Here is a 17785-nt window from a genome sequence, read left to right on the forward strand (position 1 = left end):
CACGCCCCCATGGCAGCTGGCTTGCCAGCGAAGGCGGCGGCCGGGCCTGCACAAGGCGCGCCGGCTTGCCGGCGCCTACGCAGCGCTGATGCGCCAGATGCCGAAAGGCTGCGCTGGTTCGATGCGCATGAACTGAGTCTTGCCGTACCAGGTCCAGCGGTGGCCGTTCATCAGGTCCTCGCCCTGGGTCTGGGCGTCATCGGCCAGCCCCAGCTCCCACAACGGCAGCTCGAAGTGCGCCTCCTGGGGATTGAAGGGATCGAGGCTGACCGCCACCAGCACGAAGTTGCCAGCGCTGCGCTTGCCGAAGTACAGGATCCGGTCGTTCCAGGCGTTGTACAGCTTGAGCCCCAGGTGGCTGTGCAGGGCCGGGTTCTGCCGGCGGATGCGATTGAGCTGGGCGATCTCGGCAATGATGTTGCCCGGCGCGCTGAAGTCCCTCGGGCGGATCTGGTACTTCTCCGAATCCAGGTATTCCTCCTTGCCCGGCAGCGCCGCCGATTCGCACAACTCGAACCCGGAGTACATGCCCCACAGGCCCGAACCCATGGTGGCCAGCACTGCGCGAATGAGAAATCCCGGGCGTCCCGAGTCATGCACAAAGCTGGGGTTGATGTCCGGGGTGTTGACGAAGAAGTGCGGCCGGAAGCATTCGCGCCACGGCGCCTGGTTGAGCTCGCTGAAATAGCTCGACAGCTCGCTCTTGGTATTGCGCCAGGTGAAGTAGGTGTAGCTCTGGGAATACCCGACCTTGCCCAGCCGGGCCATCATCGCCGGGGTGGTGAAGGCTTCGGCGAGGAAGATCACCTCCGGGTGCCGGCCGCGCACGTCGCCGATCAGCCATTGCCAGAACGGCAGCGGCTTGGTGTGCGGGTTATCCACGCGAAAGGTCTTGACCCCCTCCGCGACCCAGCCCAGGACTATGTCCCGCAGCTCCAGCCACAGGCTGGGAATGGCATCGGCGGCATAGAAATCGACATTGACGATGTCCTGGTATTTCTTCGGCGGGTTCTCGGCGTATTTGATGCTGCCGTCCGGGCGCCAGTTGAACCAGCCCGGGTGCTGCTTGAGCCAGGGGTGGTCCTGGGAACACTGGATGGCGAAATCCAGGGCGATCTCCAGGCCATGCTCGGCGGCGGCGGCCACCAGCCGGCGAAAATCCTCTCGGCTACCCAGCTGCGGATGGATCGCCTCATGGCCGCCCTCTTCACTGCCGATGGCATAAGGGCTGCCGGGGTCGTCCGGGCCGGCCGTGAGCGCATTGTTGCGGCCCTTGCGGTGGCTGCGGCCAATGGGGTGGATGGGCGGGAAATACAGCACGTCGAAGCCCATGTCGTGAATCATCGCCAGGCGCGCGTGCACGTCATCGAAGCTGCCGTGGCGAGCAGGATCGTCGGTGATCGAACGGGGAAACAGCTCGTACCAGCTGGCGAACTGCGCGCGCACGCGCTCCACATCAATCGGGTATTCGGGGCTCAAACTGCGGTACGGCCGCTGGTCGGCCGCGGCCATCAGGCGGGCGCTGTGCGGATCCAGGAACAGCGCCACCTGTTCGGTCTCGAGCAACCCGGCCAGTTGCTGCAGCAGCACCAGCAACTGCTCGCGCAACGCCCCTTCGCTGCGTTCAGCGGCCTGCTGGACCTGGGTCCGGCCTTCCTGCAGCTCCAGGCTCACCGGCACCCCGGCCAGGTGTTTTTTCTCCAGCTCGTAGCAAAAGCTGGCGAACTGATCGAGCCAGGCCTCGATACAGAAACGGTAGCGGCCCACTGCCGGTACCGGGAAACGCCCCAGCCAGCCGTCGTTGCCCTGGTCTTCCAGGGGCTGGCTGTCCCAGTGCTCCTGCTGCTCGTTGCGCCAGCGCACACGCACCGCCAGCTGGTCGTGGCCGTCGGCGAACACCTTGCACGTCACTTCAATGTCCTGGCCGGCCACCGCCTTGACCGCGAACTGCCCGCCGTCGAGCACCGGACGGGTGTTCTCGATGGCAATGCGCGGCAGCAGCAAGGCCTGGGACAAAGGCAGCTGCGCCTGGTATTGCTGTTCGGTCGGTTTGTCTGCAGTCATCGAGCCTCACCCCCTTTCCCACGTCGTCGACGCTCTGGTTGCGGGGCTGGCAGCGCCCCGGTGAATCAATGCACTTAGGTTCCGAGCCACGGGCCCGGATGAAAGTTCATCGCGATTGCGCGGCAAATCGACGGGAATCAAACTCGCGCTGGCGCGGTCCACCCCATGAGCCTGTGCATCTGCAAGCACAAAGGAGGCCATCGCCATGAACATCCCGATCCCGGCAGAAACCCCTGATCCCAACATCGACCAACCGACCCTGCCCCCCAGCGAGCCGGAGCCGGTTCCGAAGCAGGAACCGCCGCAAAGCACTCCACCGCCCAAGGGCGACCCGCCCAGCACCACGCCCCCGGTGGTGGTCCAGCCAGTGTCGAGCCAGCAAGCATAGACAGCCCCTGGGCGATCTCCGAAAGATCGTGGTCGCTCAGGGTTTTTCCAGGCGCCGGACAATCAGCGGCATGAGGCTGAACACCATCAGCGCCAGCAAGGTACTGAGCACCGCCGTGGCTTCCCGGCCCAGGCCCGCAGCGACGCCGATGGCCGCGGTCATCCACAAGCCGGCGGCGGTGGTCAGGCCCTTGACGTGCTGCCCGCGGTCTTCCTCGTGCCCCTTGAGGATGGTGCCCGCCCCCAGGAAGCCGATCCCGGCGATCACCCCCTGCACCACCCGGCTCATGGCGTCGGCCTGGGCCCCGGACAGGCTCGGCACCAACACAAACAGCGCCGCGCCCATGGCCACCAGCATGTGGGTCCGCACCCCGGCGGCCTTGCCCTGGTGTTCGCGCTCGAAACCCAGGATGCCGCCCAGCAGCGCCGCCACCAGCAAACGCAGAGTGATCTGGGTGACCTGCCGGGCATCGCCGATATCGGCGAACTCGGCTTGCAGGGTCAGCCAGACTTCATGCCACCAGGTGTTCATGCCATCGCTCCTCGTCCCACCGCGGGCTCTTGAGCGATGGACCGCGGCCGCCAGCAAAAGGTGCCGCCCGACCACCGTCGTCACCGTAGCAGCCGGCTTGCCGGCGAACAGGCCCCTGGGCCGGCTGCCCACCTCACAGGCGCCTTCGCTGGTAAGCCAGTTGCTCAAGCCAGCTCCTGTAAGAGCCCGTGCCCATTCCCGCCAGCGTCTGCCCACACCGTTGATCGCCGCTGGCGAACCCTGGCCGGCCCCTGCGCCCTAACCTGTATAGCCATTGCCTTGAGGTAACCGTCATGAGCCTGCGCATCGAAGACCAGACCTGCTATTTCGACACCGACACCCTGCACCAGCGCCTGCCCGCCAGCGCCGTGACCATCATCACCGACGGCGCCAAGTCGATGTCGGCGGTGGACCTGGGCGGCGAGCGCATCTACATCACCGAAGCAGAAGCCGACGCATTGACCGTAGCAGGTGCCACCGACGGCCGCCGCCATCTGAAGGCCAGCGACGGTGATTCGGTGATTTGACTGATCTGGATCAGGGTACGCCGCGCAGGCCTGTGTCTACAGGCACCGCGGCCATCCCTGGGGGCACTTCGAGGGGTGCAGCAAGTTGTCGCAGGGGCCTGGAAAAGGCCATCTGATCCGGTTTTTTATCAAATACCTGAGTCTGTTATGCAAACAGATCCGTGGTCATAGTTGCCGGGCCTGATGGAGGCTGATGAGCGAACGACCATGAGCGAAAGAATTCCCGTCCGATTAGTAGAGACCTTCGAACCTTCACACCCTAAACAGATGAAGTCGAAGACCACCGACAAGCAAGTCTTCACCCGTAGTTTCACTGGTTTGTTCCGGACCCTGCGCATGAGCGGCGCGGGTTTCCTGTTCCTGCTGTTCTTCGGCACCGTGTGGCTCAACTGGGGTGGCCGCCAGGCCGTGCTCTGGGACCTGGCCGAAAGCAAGTTCCACATTTTCGGCGCAACCTTCTGGCCCCAGGACTTCATCCTCCTCTCGGCCCTGCTGATCATCTGCGCCTTCGGCCTGTTCGCCATCACGGTGTTCGCCGGCCGCGTGTGGTGCGGCTACACCTGCCCGCAAAGTTCGTGGACCTGGCTGTTCATGTGGTGCGAAAAGGTCACCGAAGGCGAGCGCAACCAGCGGATCAAGCTGCAGGCCGCGCCCTGGGGCCTGAACAAGCTGGCCCGGCGGGCGATGAAGCACACCCTGTGGCTGGCCATCAGCCTGCTCACCGGCCTGACCTTCGTCGGCTACTTCACCCCGATCCGGCCCCTGGCCCAGGAACTGCTGACCCTGCAGATCGGCGGCTTGAGCCTGTTCTGGGTGCTGTTCTTCGCGGCGGCCACCTACATCAACGCCGGCTGGCTGCGCGAGGCGGTGTGCATGCACATGTGCCCTTATGCGCGCTTCCAGAGCGTGATGTTCGACAAGGACACCCTGACCATCTCCTACAACCCGGTTCGCGGTGAAAGCCGCGGCCCGCGCAAGCGCGATGTGAAACCTGCCGACGTTGGCCTGGGCGACTGCATCGACTGCCATCTGTGCGTGCAGGTCTGCCCTACCGGCATCGACATCCGCGACGGCCTGCAGATGGAATGCATCGGCTGCGCCGCCTGCATCGACGCCTGCGACTCGATCATGGACAAGATGGGCTATGCCCGGGGCCTGATCGCCTACACCTCGGAACATGAGCTGCAAGGCGGCAAGACGCACCTGCTGCGGCCACGGCTGGTGGGCTACAGCCTGGTGCTGCTGGTGATGATCGGCGCCCTGGCCCTGGCCCTGGTGCAACGGCCGATGGTGTCCCTGGACGTCAGCAAGGACCGTGGCCTGTTCCGCGAGAACGCCCTGGGGCAGATCGAGAACATCTACAGCCTGAAGATCATCAACAAGACCCAGGAGCGCCAGGAATACCGCGTGGCCCTGGTAAACGGGGACGGCTTCGAGTTGCAGGGCAAGACCCAATTGAGCCTGGCCCCGGGTGAAATCATCGACGTGCCAGTGTCGGTGGCGATGACCCAGGAACGTCCGCAGAGCAGTTCCCAGGCCATCAGCTTCAAGGTCGCCGACAGTGATGATCCAAGCGTCTACGCCGTGGCCAAAACTCGTTTTGTCGCGCCGATGAACCGCTGAGCCTCTAGAATGCCGTGGCGAGGGAGCCCGCTCCCGTAGCCACTGGCAAGCCGCAACGCCCCGTGCCATGGCCAAGTCCATGGCACGGCTGCCAGACCACTCCCTCGCCACCGTATGTACCTTGACTCAATGACCAGACTGGATCTTCAACCGCAGATGAAACGCTACGAAAAATTCGCCGATGACATCGCCGAACTGATCCGCTCAGGGGTCCTCGGCCCGGGCCAGCGCGTGCCTTCAGTGCGCTACGCCAGCCAGACCTATGGAGTCAGCCCGTCGACGGTGTTCCAGGCCTATTACCTGCTGGAGCGTCGCGGCCTGATCCGCGCCCGCCCGCGCTCCGGCTACTTCGTCAACGCCCATGCACCGAGCCCGTTCTCCGAGCCGGTGATCAGCAGCGAGGTCAATGAATCCACCGAGGTCGATGTCAGCGAGCTGGTGTTCTCGGTACTCGATTCGATCAAGGACCCGAGCACCGTGCCCTTCGGCTCGGCCTTCCCCAGCCCGACCCTGTTCCCCCTGCAGCGCCTGTCGCGCTCCCTGGCCAGCGCCAGCCGCGAGATGGACCCGCGGGTGGTGGTCACCGACATGTCCCCGGGCAACCCGCAACTGCGCCGGCAGATCGCCCTGCGCTACATGGTGGCCGGGCTGATGCTGCCCATGGAAGAGCTGCTGATCACCAATGGCGCCCTGGAAGCGCTGAACCTGTGCCTGCAGGCGGTGACCGAGCCCGGCGACCTGGTGGCCATCGAGGCCCCGGCCTTCTACGCCAGCCTGCAAGTGCTGGAACGCCTCAAGCTCAAGGCGGTGGAGATTCCGGTGCACCCCCGGGACGGCATCGACCTCGGGGTCCTGGCCCAGACCCTGGAGCGTCACCCGATCAAGGCCTGCTGGTGCATGACCAGCTTCCAGAACCCCATGGGCGCGAGCATGCCCGAGGCCAAGAAGCAGGAACTGGTGGAGCTGTTGCGTCAGCACCAGGTGCCGCTGATCGAGGACGACGTCTACGCCGAGCTGTACTACGGCCAGCAGGCACCGAAGCCGGCCAAGGCTTTCGACACCGAGGGCCTGGTGATGCATTGCGGCTCCTTCGCCAAGAGCCTGGCCCCGGGCTACCGGGTCGGCTGGGTCGCGGCCGGGCGCTATGCGCAGAAGATCGAACGGCTGAAGCTGATGACTTCGCTGTGCGCCTCGATGCCGGCCCAGGCGGCGATTGCCGACTACCTGCAGCATGGCGGCTACGACCGCCACCTGCGCAAGTTGCGCTACGCCCTGGAAGAGCAGCAGAGCGCCATGCTGGCGGCGATTGCCCGCTACTTCCCGGCCCAGACCCGGGTCAGCCAGCCGGCCGGGGGCTACTTCCTGTGGCTGGAACTGCCGCCGCAGATGGACTCGCTGAAACTGTTCCAAATGGCCCTGGCCCAGGGCATCAGCATCGCCCCGGGGCCGATCTTTTCCCCGACCCAGCGCTTTCGCAACTGCATCCGCCTGAACTACGGCAGCCCCTGGAACGAAGCCGCGGAACAGGCCATGGAAACCCTGGGCCGCATCATCCGCTCCTTCTGATGTCGGAGCGGGCTTGCCCGCGAAAGCCCCCGCAAGACTCCAGGGCCTCTTCGCCGGCAAGCCGGCTCCTACAGGAAATTGCACGGTCTATCTGACTGCTGTAGGAGCTGGCTTGCCAGCGAAAGCGTCGGCCCAGGCGATGCAAGACTCAAGGGCCCCTTCGCCGGCAAGCCGGCTCCTACGGGAAATTGCACGGTCTATCTGACTGCTGTAGGAGCTGGCTTGCCAGCGAAAGCGTCGGCCCAGGCGCTGCATGACTTGCGGGCCCCTTCGCCGGCAAGCCGGCTCATACAGGGAACTGCCCGGTCTATCTGACTGCTGTAGGAGCTGGCTTGCCAGCGAAAGCGTCGGCCCAGGCGCTGCATGACTTGCAGGCCCCTTCGCCGGCAAGCCGGCTCCTACGGGAAATTGCACGATCTATCTGACTGCTGTAGGAGCTGGCTTGCCAGCGAAAGCGTCGACCCAGGCGCTGCATGACTTGCGGGCCTCTTCGCCGGCAAGCCGGCTCCTGCGCACCCGGGGCCGCCAAACAATCCCCTTGCTCCACCCCCTCAATTCATTCAGCATCCGCGCTCCATTTTTCCAGGGAAAGGAACACGTCATGGTCGAAGACCTGTATTACGACGACTACCCAGAGGCCAAGGCCGAACTGCTCCAGGCCATCGAACGCGGCCGCTTGCCACTGCTGACCCAGGAACTCAACGCCTACGACTGCATCCAGGCGATCTTCGAGCTGGACGCCATCAACAACCCCAAGGACGAAGAAGACGCCTTCTTCGATCTGGCCCTGGCCCTGATCGGCTGGATCCCCGGCCCCGGCCAGGGCCTCAAGACCCTCCTGCGCCTGATCAACCGCGCGCCCCAGCGCCACGCCGAAAGCCTCTTCGACCTGATCCGCCATACCCTGCTGGCCTGCCGCTTGAAAACCAGCCCCGAACAGTTGCTGGAAAAGTGCCTGGACCCACAGCGCCTGGCCGAAGAACTGCCGCAGATCATCAGCGGCGTGCGCGCCTCTTCCACCTTCGACAAGCTCACGCCCCAGCAGCGACAACTGGTGCTTCACAACCTCAACGAAGCCCAGGAACACACCGAGTTCCTCATGGTGTCGGTGCAAGAACGCATCGCCCCCTGGATCGCCGAGCAACGCAACAACTCCGCCGCCGCCCACAGCCGCGGCCCGGCCCTGGCGCCCAAGCCGCAGTCCTCCCTGGAGCCGCGGCCAACGACCATCAGCCTGGCGCCACAATCGGCATCCCGGGATGCCGCAAGCATCGCCCAGGACATCAACCAGGGCCTGGAGCACCTCACCGGCGACGGCCACTGGCTGGAACTGAACCTGCACTACCCCAACCTCGAACCGGTATCCGGCGCCGCCTACCGAGCCGTCTTCAGCGACGGCTCGCAAGCCGAGGGCAACCTCGACCAAGAGGGTTTTGCCCGCCTGGAAGGCATTCCTGAAGGACCGGTGAAGATTTATTACGGCGAAGACCCGCGGCCTTACCTGCGCCTGCCGATCCAGGCCCTGGCCGCCGATCCGCAGCAACTGGAACAAGAGCTGCAAGAGCTGGAGCTGGAACCGGCCGAGGTCGACCTACCGACCCTGCTGCTGGAAGCCTCGCACCGCAAGGCGCCCTTCACCCTGATTCCCGTTTACTGAGACAAGGCGCCGACATGAACCGCAGACAAGTGTTTCTCAGCCATAAGCATTACCACCAGTACCTCGAAAGCCTGGCTGGCGAAGAAGCCCATTGGCAAACCCACTCGATGATGGCCGACAGCCCTTTGCAGGAAGCCTCCCTCAAGGCCTGGCAAGTGCAGCAGGCACGCCTGCACCACCTGATCCTGAGCTACACCGGCGGCGCCCCCATGGAAGAACTGGCCCAAGCTCTGGACGGCGTGATCGAAAGCTACGAGGACTACCAGCGCAAGCTGGAGCTGTACGAGGAGCGGCCAGGTATCGCCCCCATAACCATCGACCATTACCCCCACGACTACGAAGAGTACGTACAGGTGATCAGCCTGTGCATCCTGCTGCAGCGCAGTGACCTGCTGCCGCGCCTGGCGCTGTTGCAGGACCGCGCCGGCTATCACGCCGACGACACCCTGGTCGAAGACCTGCTCAAGGCCTACCTGCCTGATCGCGAGGACATTGACGAGTGGTACCACCCCGTCTACACGCCGCTGATCAGAGCCATCTACACCGAGGACCCGAACGAGGCCCGGGAACTGCTCGTGGAATACTGCAACCAGTGGTACATGGCCTTCGAGCACGCCTCCTGGCACGACAGCCACCTGGATGCCGACGATGGTTGCTACTTTGGCTACTGGGCCTTTGAAGCCGCGGCGATTGCCTACCTGTACGGTCTCGACGACAGCGCCGTGCGGCACATGATCTTCCCTCGGGAGATGCTCGAATACGCCCGGCGCTTCACCCCGCCGCCGATTCCCGAGCTGGCCCCCCAGGACTGATAGGCGCCCTGCGCCCTGACCCATACAGGCGATGCAAACTTCATGAAGTCCTGGATCAAGACCCTGCTGATCACCCTGCTCGCGGCCGCCTTGTGCCTGCTGTTCGCCCGCGTTGTGCTGCCCCCGCTGCTGATGCACCTGATGCCGCCAAGCTGGGAAGGCGCTGGGTGGTACTGGGCCAATCTGCTGCTGGCCGGTTTCCTTGCCGGGCTGCTGGTAGCGCCCCTGCTGAGCACCCGGCGTTATTACCCAGTGCCTCTGCTGCTGTTGTTGTCTGCCCTGGTGGTGGTCGATGGCTGGGCGCAGAGCCGCTGCAACGAGGCCCAGCTGCAGGCCATCGAACAGCTGGCAATGCGCAGCGCCAGCCACTCGAACCTGGGGTTCTCGAATGAGCCACCAGCGCCTTCGACGCCAGTGGACGTGAGCACCACACCGGGCGTCTGGGCGGATGAACAAGGCTACGGATTTGGCTACAGCTGTACTCGCCCGGAGGAAACACTGGGGTACGTAATGCCCTTGGCGATGAGCTTCGGCACCAGCGTACTGGGGCTGTCGCTGGCCTTGCTGATCGGCCCCGGCCGACGCCGCACCAACCGAGGGAAACGGTAGGAGCTGGCTTGCCAGCGAAAGCGTCGGCCCAGGCGCTGCAAGACTCAAGGGCCTCTTCGCCGGCAAGCCGGCTCCTACGGGGATGGTGGTGCGCCGGGGTCAGCGACCGCCGCCCAGGTCGACGAAGGTGCCGGTGGCGTAGGAGGCCTTGTCCGAGAGCAGCCAGACAATCGCCTCGGCCACTTCGTCCGGGCGCCCGCCACGGCCCATGGGGATCGCACTTTCCAGCTTGCTGACCCGGTCGGCATCGCCGCTCAGGGCGTGGAAGTCGGTGTAGATGTAGCCCGGACGCACCGCGTTGACGCGGATGCCCTCACCCGCCACTTCCTTGGACAGGCCGAGGGTGAAGGTGTCCAGGGCGCCCTTGGAGGCGGCGTAGTCGACGTATTCCCCCGGGGAACCCAGGCGCGCCGCCACCGACGACACGTTGACGATACTGCCGCCCTGCCCGCCATGGCGCGGCGACATGCGCAGCACCGCGTGCTTGGCGCAGAGAATCGGCCCCATGACATTGGTCTTCATGATTTTCTGGATACGGAACTCGGACATTTCGTCGAGGCGCGACTTGTGGCCCACGGTCCCGGCATTGTTGACCAGGGCGGTGACCCGGCCCAGTTCGCTGTCGACCCGCTGGAACAGGCCGATCACTTCATCCTCGATGCTGACATCGGCCCGCACCGCGATGGCCTGGGCGCCCAGGGCGCGCACCTGCTCCAGCACCTGCTGGGCCGCCTGTTCGTCGGCCTGATAGTTGATGCACACCTTGTAGCCCTGCTGCGCGGCCAGCAATGCCGTGGCTGCGCCAATTCCCCGCCCGCCACCGGTGATGACGATGACTTTGTCCATACTGCCACTCCCACACTGATCAGTTCAACGCGAGCCATTAAACACCGCGCAGAGGGCGATGAAAACTGCGGCAATATCGTTTAGCCATATATTCCGTGTGGAATCAGGCCTTGTGCTCTGCCAGGTGGATGCCCTGCATGAAGCCATCGGCGGGCAGCGGGAGCCCGAGGAAGTAACCCTGCAGGGAATCGCAGCCCAATTGGGTGAGGAAGGTCTGCTGCACGCCGGTCTCCACGCCCTCGGCGACGATCCGCAGGCCCAGGGCCTGGCCCAGGGCGACAATCGCCGAGACGATGGCCGCGTCATCGCTGTCATGCTCCAGGTCACGGACAAAGCCGCGGTCGATCTTCAGTTCGTTGGCCGGCAGGCGCTTGAGGTACATCAGGCTCGAATAACCGGTGCCGAAGTCGTCGATGGACAGGTCCACTCCCATGTCCGCCAGCTGCTGCAGCACCAGCATGCTGACGTCGGCGTCGTTCATCGCCGTGGTCTCGGTGATTTCCAGGGTCAGGCTGTTGGCCGGCAACTGATAGCGTTCCAGGGCCGTGGCCACACTCTTGACCAGCCCCACGTGACAGAACTGCAGGGCCGAGAGGTTCACCGCGATACGCCAGCCGGTATAGCCCTGCCCATACCACTCGCTCATCTGCCGGCAGGCTTCATGCAGCACCCAGTCGCCAATGGGGATGATCAGCCCGGACTTCTCCGCCAGTTCGATGAACTTGTCCGGCAATAGCAGGCCGTGCTGCGGGTGTTCCCAGCGCAACAGCGCCTCGGCTCCCACGGGTTGGCCGTTGGCGGCGTCGAACTTGGGCTGGTAATGCAGGCGGAACTGGTGCTGCTCCAGGGCATTGCGCAGGTCCTGCAGCAGTTGCAGTTGGCGCCGGGCGTTGCTGTTCATCGACGCGTCGAAAAAGCTGTAGCCGTTCTTGCCGGTGCCCTTGGCGTGATACATCGCCGCATCGGCGTTCATCAGCAGCTCCTGGGCACTCAAGCCGTTGCCGGGGTACACCGCGATGCCGATGCTGGCGGAAATCTGCAGCTCATGCTCGACCACCCGGAACGAACGGGACACCAGGCCCACCTGGCGTGCCGCCAGGCGCAGGGCATCGTCGGCCTCGGCGAGCTGCACCAGGAGCACGAATTCATCGCCGCCGATCCGCGCCAGGGTGTCCTCGCTGCGCAGGTCCTCGCGCAGGCGCTGGGCCACTTCCCGCAGCAACTGGTCGCCCATGTGGTGGCCGAAGGCGTCATTGACCGGCTTGAAGCCGTCCAGATCGATGAACATCAGCGCAAAACAGCCACCGTGAGCGGTGACCCGATGCATCGCCTGGTCGATGCGGTCCGCCAGCAGGATGCGGTTGGGCAAGCCGGTCAGGGTGTCGTGCAGGGCCAACTGAGTGAGTTCCTTGTTGGCCTCGGTCAACGACTGGGCCAGCACCGCCGTGCGGGCCTCCAGGCGTGCATCCAGCACCGAGGTCAGCAAGGCGATGATCAGCACCGCCAGGGTGGTGATCAGCACCATGTTGTCCAGGCCCTTGCCGCTCAGCCCACCTGCCAGGGCACCGCAGAAGCTGCCATCGGGAAAGCGCGCCGCGGCCATGCCGGTGTAGTGCATGCCGACGATGGCAAAGCCCATGACCACCGCCGCGCCGCTGCGGGCCAGGCGTACATAAGGGGTGTTGCGCCGCAGGTGGAAGGCAATCCACAGCGCCGCGGTGGACGCACCAAAGGCGATCAGCAGCGAGGCGCCGAACAGGCTCGGGTCGTAGTCGATGCCCGGCTGCATCTGCATTGCCGCCATGCCGGTGTAGTGCATGCCGCTGATCCCCGCGCCCATCACCAGGGCGCCGTACAGCAACTGCAACAGGGGCAGCTTGGGCTGGCTCACCAGCCACAGGGCAAAACCGCAGGACAGCACCGAAATCAGCAAGGACAAGGCCGTGAGCGAGAAATCGTAGCCAAGCTCCACCGGCAAGCTGAAGGCCAACATGCCGATAAAGTGCATGGACCAGACCCCGACCCCCATGGCCAGCGCCCCGCCAGCGATCCACAGGTAGGCCGCGCGGCCCTGGGCGGTCGCGATGCGTCCGGTCAGATCCAGAGCGGTATAGGAAGCCAGGATCGCCACGAGAATGGAGATCAGGACCAATGCGGGGGAGTAACTACCGATGAGCATGAGGCATCTCTTGGCCGTTGTGCCGACATCCCTGCTCGGCGGGCAAAACCGCAGATTGTACTGATTGCGAAGAAGAACGCATCTACAAAATTGGCAAAAAGCCATTAGTCTGACGGAACGTCTGTTTCGGGCCTTTCATGCCCCTACAAGCCTTGTGGACATGGGCTTTGCTCGCCCTGGACAGCCCCTGCGACTCGCCGCCTGATACAGCCCGCGAGTCGCTGCCAAGGGCTGCGCGGGGGGCGGCCATCGGCCCCCCCTCAACCTCAAGCATTGCGCAATCAGGTTTCAACGGTGTTGCTCTGCGCCGCCGGCAACGGCGGCGCCCGGGATCCGGCCGGGCCGGCCCGTCTATGGTTTCTCGCTGGCCTGCAACTGGCCATCCCAGCCGCCGCCCATGGCCGCGATCAGTTGCACGCTGGCAATCAGCCGGCTCTGCAATAGCGTCAGCACACTGCGCTCGTTGCTCAGGGCGGTGGTCTGGCTGGTGACCACGTCCAGGTAGGCGATCAATCCGGCCTTGTACTGGTTCTCGGTCAGGCGCAGGGCTTCACGGGCCGAATCCAGGGCTTGCTGGCGCACTCCGGCCTCGTCTTCCAGGACCTTGAGCTGGACCATGTAGTTCTCCACTTCGCGAAACCCGTCGAGCACGGTCTGCCGGTACTTGGCCACGGTCTGGTCGTACACCGCCTCGGTGCGATCGACTTCCGCCGAGCGCTGGCCGCCGTCGAACAGGGTCATGGCGAGTTTCGGCCCCACCGACCAGAAACGGTTCGGCAGGCTGATCCAGTCGGCGTAGGTGCTGCTGCTGTAGCCACCGGCCAGGCTCAGGGTCAGGTCGGGGTAGTAGGCGGCCTTGGCCACACCGATCTTGGCGTTGGCGGCAATCACCGAGCGCTCCGCCGAGGCGATGTCCGGGCGGCGCTCCAGCAGTTGCGACGGCACGCCCAGGGGCACCTGTGGCAGCACCGGGATGTTGTTGCTCGCGGCCAGGTTGAACTCGGCCGGCGGCACGCCGATCAGCACGGCGATGGCGTTCTCGAACTGCGCCCGCTGCCAGATCAGGTCGATCAGGTCGGCCTGGGTGCTTTTCAGCTGGGTCTGGGCCTGGGCCACCGCGTCCTTGCCGGAGACTCCAGCCTGGTACTGGTTCTGGGTCATGGTCAGCGAGCGCTGGTAGGCCGCCACCGTGGCTTCCAGCAGGCGTTTCTGCTCGTCGATCACCCGCAGTTGCAGGTAGTTCTGCACCAGCTCCGACTGCTGGCTCAGGCGCATCGCCGCCAGGTCGGCAAAGCTGGCCTCGGCACTGGCCTCGTTGGCCTCCAGGTCACGCCGCAGCTTGCCCCACACGTCTGCCTCCCAGCTCACCCCCAACTGGGTGTTGTAGGTGTCGCGGATGCCGCTGCTGGAACTGCTCAGGGCCGAGCTGCTGCTGCCGGTGCCCTGGCTGGCGCGGGTCTTGCCGGCGCTCAGGTCGACGCTGGGAAAGAACGAACCCCGGGAACTGCGCACCAGGGCCCGGGCCTGGCGGAATTGCGCCTCGGCCTGGGCCACGCTCTGGTTGGAGCTGTTGAGCTTGTCGACCAGGCCATTGAGCTGGGCATCGCCATACAGCTCCCACCAGGCGCCACGGGCCAGGGCGTCGCTGGGGTTGGCCTGGCGCCAGCCCTCGGCCTCCTTGTAATGCACCGGCTCGGCCACCTCGGGCCGCTGGTAGTCGGGCCCGATGGCACAGGCGCTGAGCAGCAGCACGCACAGGCTCAGGCCCAGGGCTCGCGAGCCCCGGGCCAGGGCCAGGCGCTGGGCGGACAGCGGGAAAACAGGACGGGACGAGTGTTCGGTCATAGCGGCGTTTCCAGAGCAGCATCGGTACGGACCCCACGCCAGTGGTTGAACTTGTGGCGCAGGCGATCGAGATAGAGGTAGACCACCGGGGTGGTGTAGAGGGTCAGGACCTGGCTGAAGACCAGGCCGCCAATGATGGTCAGGCCCAGGGGCTGGCGCATTTCCGAACCTTCGGCGCCGCCCAGCAGCAAGGGCAGCGCGCCAAGGATCGCCGCCAGGGTGGTCATCAGGATCGGCCGCAGGCGCTGCAAGCAGGCGCTGCGGATCGATTGCAACGGGTCCATCCCGTGGTGGCGCTCCAGTTGCAGCGCCAGGTCGATCATCAGGATCGCGTTCTTCTTCACCACGCCGATCAGCAGGAACAGCCCCAGCAAGGAAATCAGGCTGAATTCGCTGCCCAGCACATAGATCGAGAGCAAGGCGCCGACTCCTGCCGATGGCAGGGTCGAGAGAATGGTCAGCGGGTGAATGTAGCTTTCATAGAGCACCCCAAGCACCAGGTACACCGCCAGCAAGGCACCGAGGATCATGAACGGCTGGCTCTTCTGGGTCGCGGCGAAGGCATCGGCGGTACCGGCCATCTTGACGATCACGTCCTCGGGCATGCCGAGCTTGGCGATCGCCCGCTCGATGGCGGCGGTGCCCTGCTCCACGGTCACGCCTTCGGCCATGTCGAAGGAAATGCTTTCCGAGGCGAACTGCCCTTCATGGCTGACCCGGTCGTCTTCCAGGCTGTTTTCATAGTGGGCGATGGCCGACAGCGGGATCCGTGCCCCGTCCGCAGTGATCACCTGCACCTGGTTCAGGGTGATCGGGTCCTGGGCGTATTTCGGATTGACCTCCATCACCACCTGGTACTGGTTGAGGCTGTCGTAGATGGTCGATATCTGCCGCTGGCTGTAGGCGTTGTTGAGCACCGCGGTGACCATGTCCATGTCCACCCCCAGGCGCTTGGCCTGGTCGCGGTCCACCATCAGGGTCACTTGCTGGGCACCGCGGCCTTCCCGGGCGTCGATGGCCGTCAGCTCGGGCAAGGCGCGCAGCGCCGTGACCACTTTCGGGTACCACTCGCGCAGGGCCCCCAGGTCGCCGCTCTGCAGAATGTAGGAGTACTGCGAAGTGGTCTGCTCGCGGCCGCCGCCAAACTGCAGGTCCTGGTCGGCCATCAGCATCAGCTGGGCCCCGGCCACCTTGGGCATTTCCTTGCGCAGGCGCTCGATGACCTTCTGCGCCGAAATATTGCGCTCCTTGATCGGTTTCAGGCGCACCAGCATGAAGGCGTTGTTGGTGCCGTTGTTGCCACCGATAAAGCCCGCCACGCTTTCCACTGCCGCATCCTTGAGCACCGCGCGGCGGAAGATTTCCATCTTCGGCTGCATCACGGTGAACGACAGCCCGTCGTCACCGCGGACAAAGCCGATCAACTGGCCAGTGTCCTGCTGCGGCAGGAAGGTCTTGGGCACCACCACGTACAAGGCGATGTTGACGCCAATGGTCAGCAGCAGGCTGAACAGGGTCAGGCGCTTGTGGCGCAGCACCCAGTCCAGGCTGGTGGCGTATTTGCCCATCATCCAGTCGTTGCTGCGCCGGCTCCAGCGTTGCAGGCCGTTCTCCTGGCCCGGGACGTGGGGCTTGAGCCAGCGCGCACAGAGCATCGGGGTCAGGGTCAGGGACACCACCAGGGACACCACGATGGCCGCCGCCAGGGTGATGGAGAATTCGCGGAACAGGCTCTGGATGATCCCGCCCATGAACAGGATCGACAGGAACACCGCCACCAGCGACACGTTCATCGACAGCAGGGTGAAACCGACCTCCTTGGCCCCCAGGTACGCCGCCTTCATCGGTGCGATGCCTTCGTCGATGTGCCGGGAGATGTTCTCCAGGACCACGATGGCATCGTCCACCACCAGCCCGGTGGCGAGGATCAGCGCCATCAGCGACAGGTTGTTCAGGGAGAAGCCGTACAGGTACATCACCGCGAAGGTGCCCACCAGCGACACCGGCACCGCCAGGGTCGGGATCAGCGAAGCGCGGAAATTGCCGAGGAACAGGTACACCACCAGGATCACCAGGGCCACGGCGATCAGCAGGGTCATCTCGGCCTCGTGCAGGGTGGCCTTGATCACTGGCGAGCGGTCCATGGCCAGGTTGAGCTTGACGCTGGCCGGCAATACCGCCTGCAACGCCGGCAACTGGGCCTTGATCTCGTTCACCGTCTCGATGATGTTGGCCCCGGCCTGGCGGTTGATCACCAGCAGCACCGCGGCGTCATCGTTGAAGAAACCACTGTTGTAGCGGTCCTCGACGCCATCGGTGACCTTGGCCACATCCTTCAGGCGCAGGGTCGAACCGTTCTGGTAGCGAATGATCAGCGGCTCGTAGTCACGGGCCTTTTCCAGCTGGTCGTTGGCCTGGATCTGCCACAGCCGCTGGTCATCCTCCACCGAGCCCTTGGGCCGGCGCTGGTTGGCGTTGGCGATGGTGTTGCGCACATCGTCCAGGGCCACGCCGTACTGATTGAGCAGTTGTGGCTCAAGCTCGATGCGTACCGCCGGCAAGGAACTGCCGCCGACCTGCACCTCCCCCACGCCCTGCACCTGGGACAGGCTCTGGGACAGGATGGTCGAGGCCAGGTCGTAGAGCTGGCCCTTCTCCAGCACATCGGAGGTCAGCGACAGCACCATGATCGGCGCCTGGGACGGGTTGACCTTCTTGTAGGTGGGCATGCTGCGCATGCCGCTGGGCAACAGGTTGCGCGAGGCGTTGATGGCCGCCTGCACTTCCCTGGCGGCACCGTTGATGTCGCGGTCCAGGTCGAACTGCAGGATCACCCGGGTCGAGCCCTGGCTGGAACGGCTGCTCATGGTGTTGACCCCGGCGATGGCGCCGAAGGAACGCTCCAGGGGCGTGGCCACGGTAGAGGCCATGACTTCGGGGCTGGCCCCGGGCAGGCTGGCCTGGACCACGATCACCGGGAAGTCCATCTGCGGCAGCGGCGCCACCGGCAGCAGGCCGAAACTGACCCCGCCCAGCAGCATGATTGCCAGTGAAAGCAGCATGGTCGCCACCGGGCGCTTGATGAAAGGACCGGACAGGTTCATGGGCGACCGCTCCAAGCTTCAAGCGGCAAGCGGC

The 17785-nt window shown here is 64.9% G+C and carries 13 protein-coding genes; 7 read left to right on the top strand and 6 right to left on the bottom strand.

What is annotated here, in order from left to right:
- Positions 1-75: 75 nt before the first annotated feature.
- A complete protein-coding gene (locus tag U873_RS0106615; protein ID WP_025127495.1) occupies positions 76-2064 on the bottom strand; it encodes an alpha-1,4-glucan--maltose-1-phosphate maltosyltransferase in 1989 nt (662 codons plus the stop codon).
- Positions 2065-2269: 205 nt separating this feature from the next.
- Between U873_RS0106615 and U873_RS0106620 the strand changes: the two genes are divergently transcribed.
- On the top strand, positions 2270-2452 hold the full coding sequence (locus tag U873_RS0106620) for a hypothetical protein (protein WP_025127496.1): 183 nt from the start codon (positions 2270-2272) through the stop codon (positions 2450-2452).
- A gap of 36 nt (positions 2453-2488) precedes the next feature.
- Here U873_RS0106620 and U873_RS0106625 read toward each other — a convergent pair whose 3' ends face one another.
- A complete protein-coding gene (locus U873_RS0106625; protein ID WP_025127497.1) occupies positions 2489-2983 on the bottom strand; it encodes an MgtC/SapB family protein in 495 nt (164 codons plus the stop codon).
- Positions 2984-3276: 293 nt separating this feature from the next.
- Between U873_RS0106625 and U873_RS0106630 the strand changes: the two genes are divergently transcribed.
- The 6 genes from U873_RS0106630 (at position 3277) to U873_RS0106655 (ending at position 9777) form a co-directional block, all read left to right on the top strand.
- On the top strand, positions 3277-3510 hold the full coding sequence (locus tag U873_RS0106630) for a DUF3203 family protein (protein ID WP_025127498.1): 234 nt from the start codon (positions 3277-3279) through the stop codon (positions 3508-3510).
- A 207-nt stretch (positions 3511-3717) separates the two neighbouring features.
- A complete protein-coding gene (gene ccoG / locus U873_RS0106635; RefSeq protein WP_025127499.1) occupies positions 3718-5133 on the top strand; it encodes a cytochrome c oxidase accessory protein CcoG in 1416 nt (471 codons plus the stop codon).
- Positions 5134-5289: 156 nt separating this feature from the next.
- Positions 5290-6699: a GntR family transcriptional regulator MpaR gene (mapR, locus tag U873_RS0106640; RefSeq protein WP_025127500.1), complete on the top strand. Its 1410-nt coding sequence runs from the start codon at positions 5290-5292 to the stop codon at positions 6697-6699.
- A gap of 601 nt (positions 6700-7300) precedes the next feature.
- Positions 7301-8356: a hypothetical protein gene (locus tag U873_RS0106645; protein WP_025127501.1), complete on the top strand. Its 1056-nt coding sequence runs from the start codon at positions 7301-7303 to the stop codon at positions 8354-8356.
- Between the two features lie 14 nt (positions 8357-8370).
- Positions 8371-9168: a PoNe immunity protein domain-containing protein gene (locus U873_RS0106650; protein WP_025127502.1), complete on the top strand. Its 798-nt coding sequence runs from the start codon at positions 8371-8373 to the stop codon at positions 9166-9168.
- Between the two features lie 42 nt (positions 9169-9210).
- Positions 9211-9777: a hypothetical protein gene (locus U873_RS0106655; RefSeq protein WP_025127503.1), complete on the top strand. Its 567-nt coding sequence runs from the start codon at positions 9211-9213 to the stop codon at positions 9775-9777.
- A gap of 99 nt (positions 9778-9876) precedes the next feature.
- Here the strand turns inward: U873_RS0106655 and U873_RS0106660 are convergent, their stop codons facing one another.
- From U873_RS0106660 to U873_RS0106675, 4 genes are all read right to left on the bottom strand, one after another.
- Positions 9877-10623: an SDR family oxidoreductase gene (locus tag U873_RS0106660; protein WP_025127504.1), complete on the bottom strand. Its 747-nt coding sequence runs from the start codon at positions 10621-10623 to the stop codon at positions 9877-9879.
- 103 nt (positions 10624-10726) lie between these two features.
- The gene (locus U873_RS0106665; protein ID WP_025127505.1) at positions 10727-12802 is read right to left on the bottom strand and encodes a bifunctional diguanylate cyclase/phosphodiesterase; all 2076 of its coding nucleotides are present in this window, start codon (positions 12800-12802) and stop codon (positions 10727-10729) included.
- A 351-nt stretch (positions 12803-13153) separates the two neighbouring features.
- Positions 13154-14647 (bottom strand): efflux transporter outer membrane subunit, encoded by a 1494-nt coding sequence (locus tag U873_RS0106670; protein ID WP_025127506.1) that lies wholly within the window; start codon positions 14645-14647, stop codon positions 13154-13156.
- Complete coding sequence (locus U873_RS0106675; protein ID WP_025127507.1) at positions 14644-17751, bottom strand: efflux RND transporter permease subunit; 3108 nt, start codon at positions 17749-17751, stop codon at positions 14644-14646. The genes U873_RS0106670 and U873_RS0106675 overlap by 4 nt, the downstream gene beginning before the upstream one ends.
- Positions 17752-17785 lie beyond the last annotated feature (34 nt).

Origin of the sequence: Pseudomonas sp. PH1b (assembly GCF_000633395.1) — a bacterium.
GTDB lineage: Bacteria > Pseudomonadota > Gammaproteobacteria > Pseudomonadales > Pseudomonadaceae > Aquipseudomonas.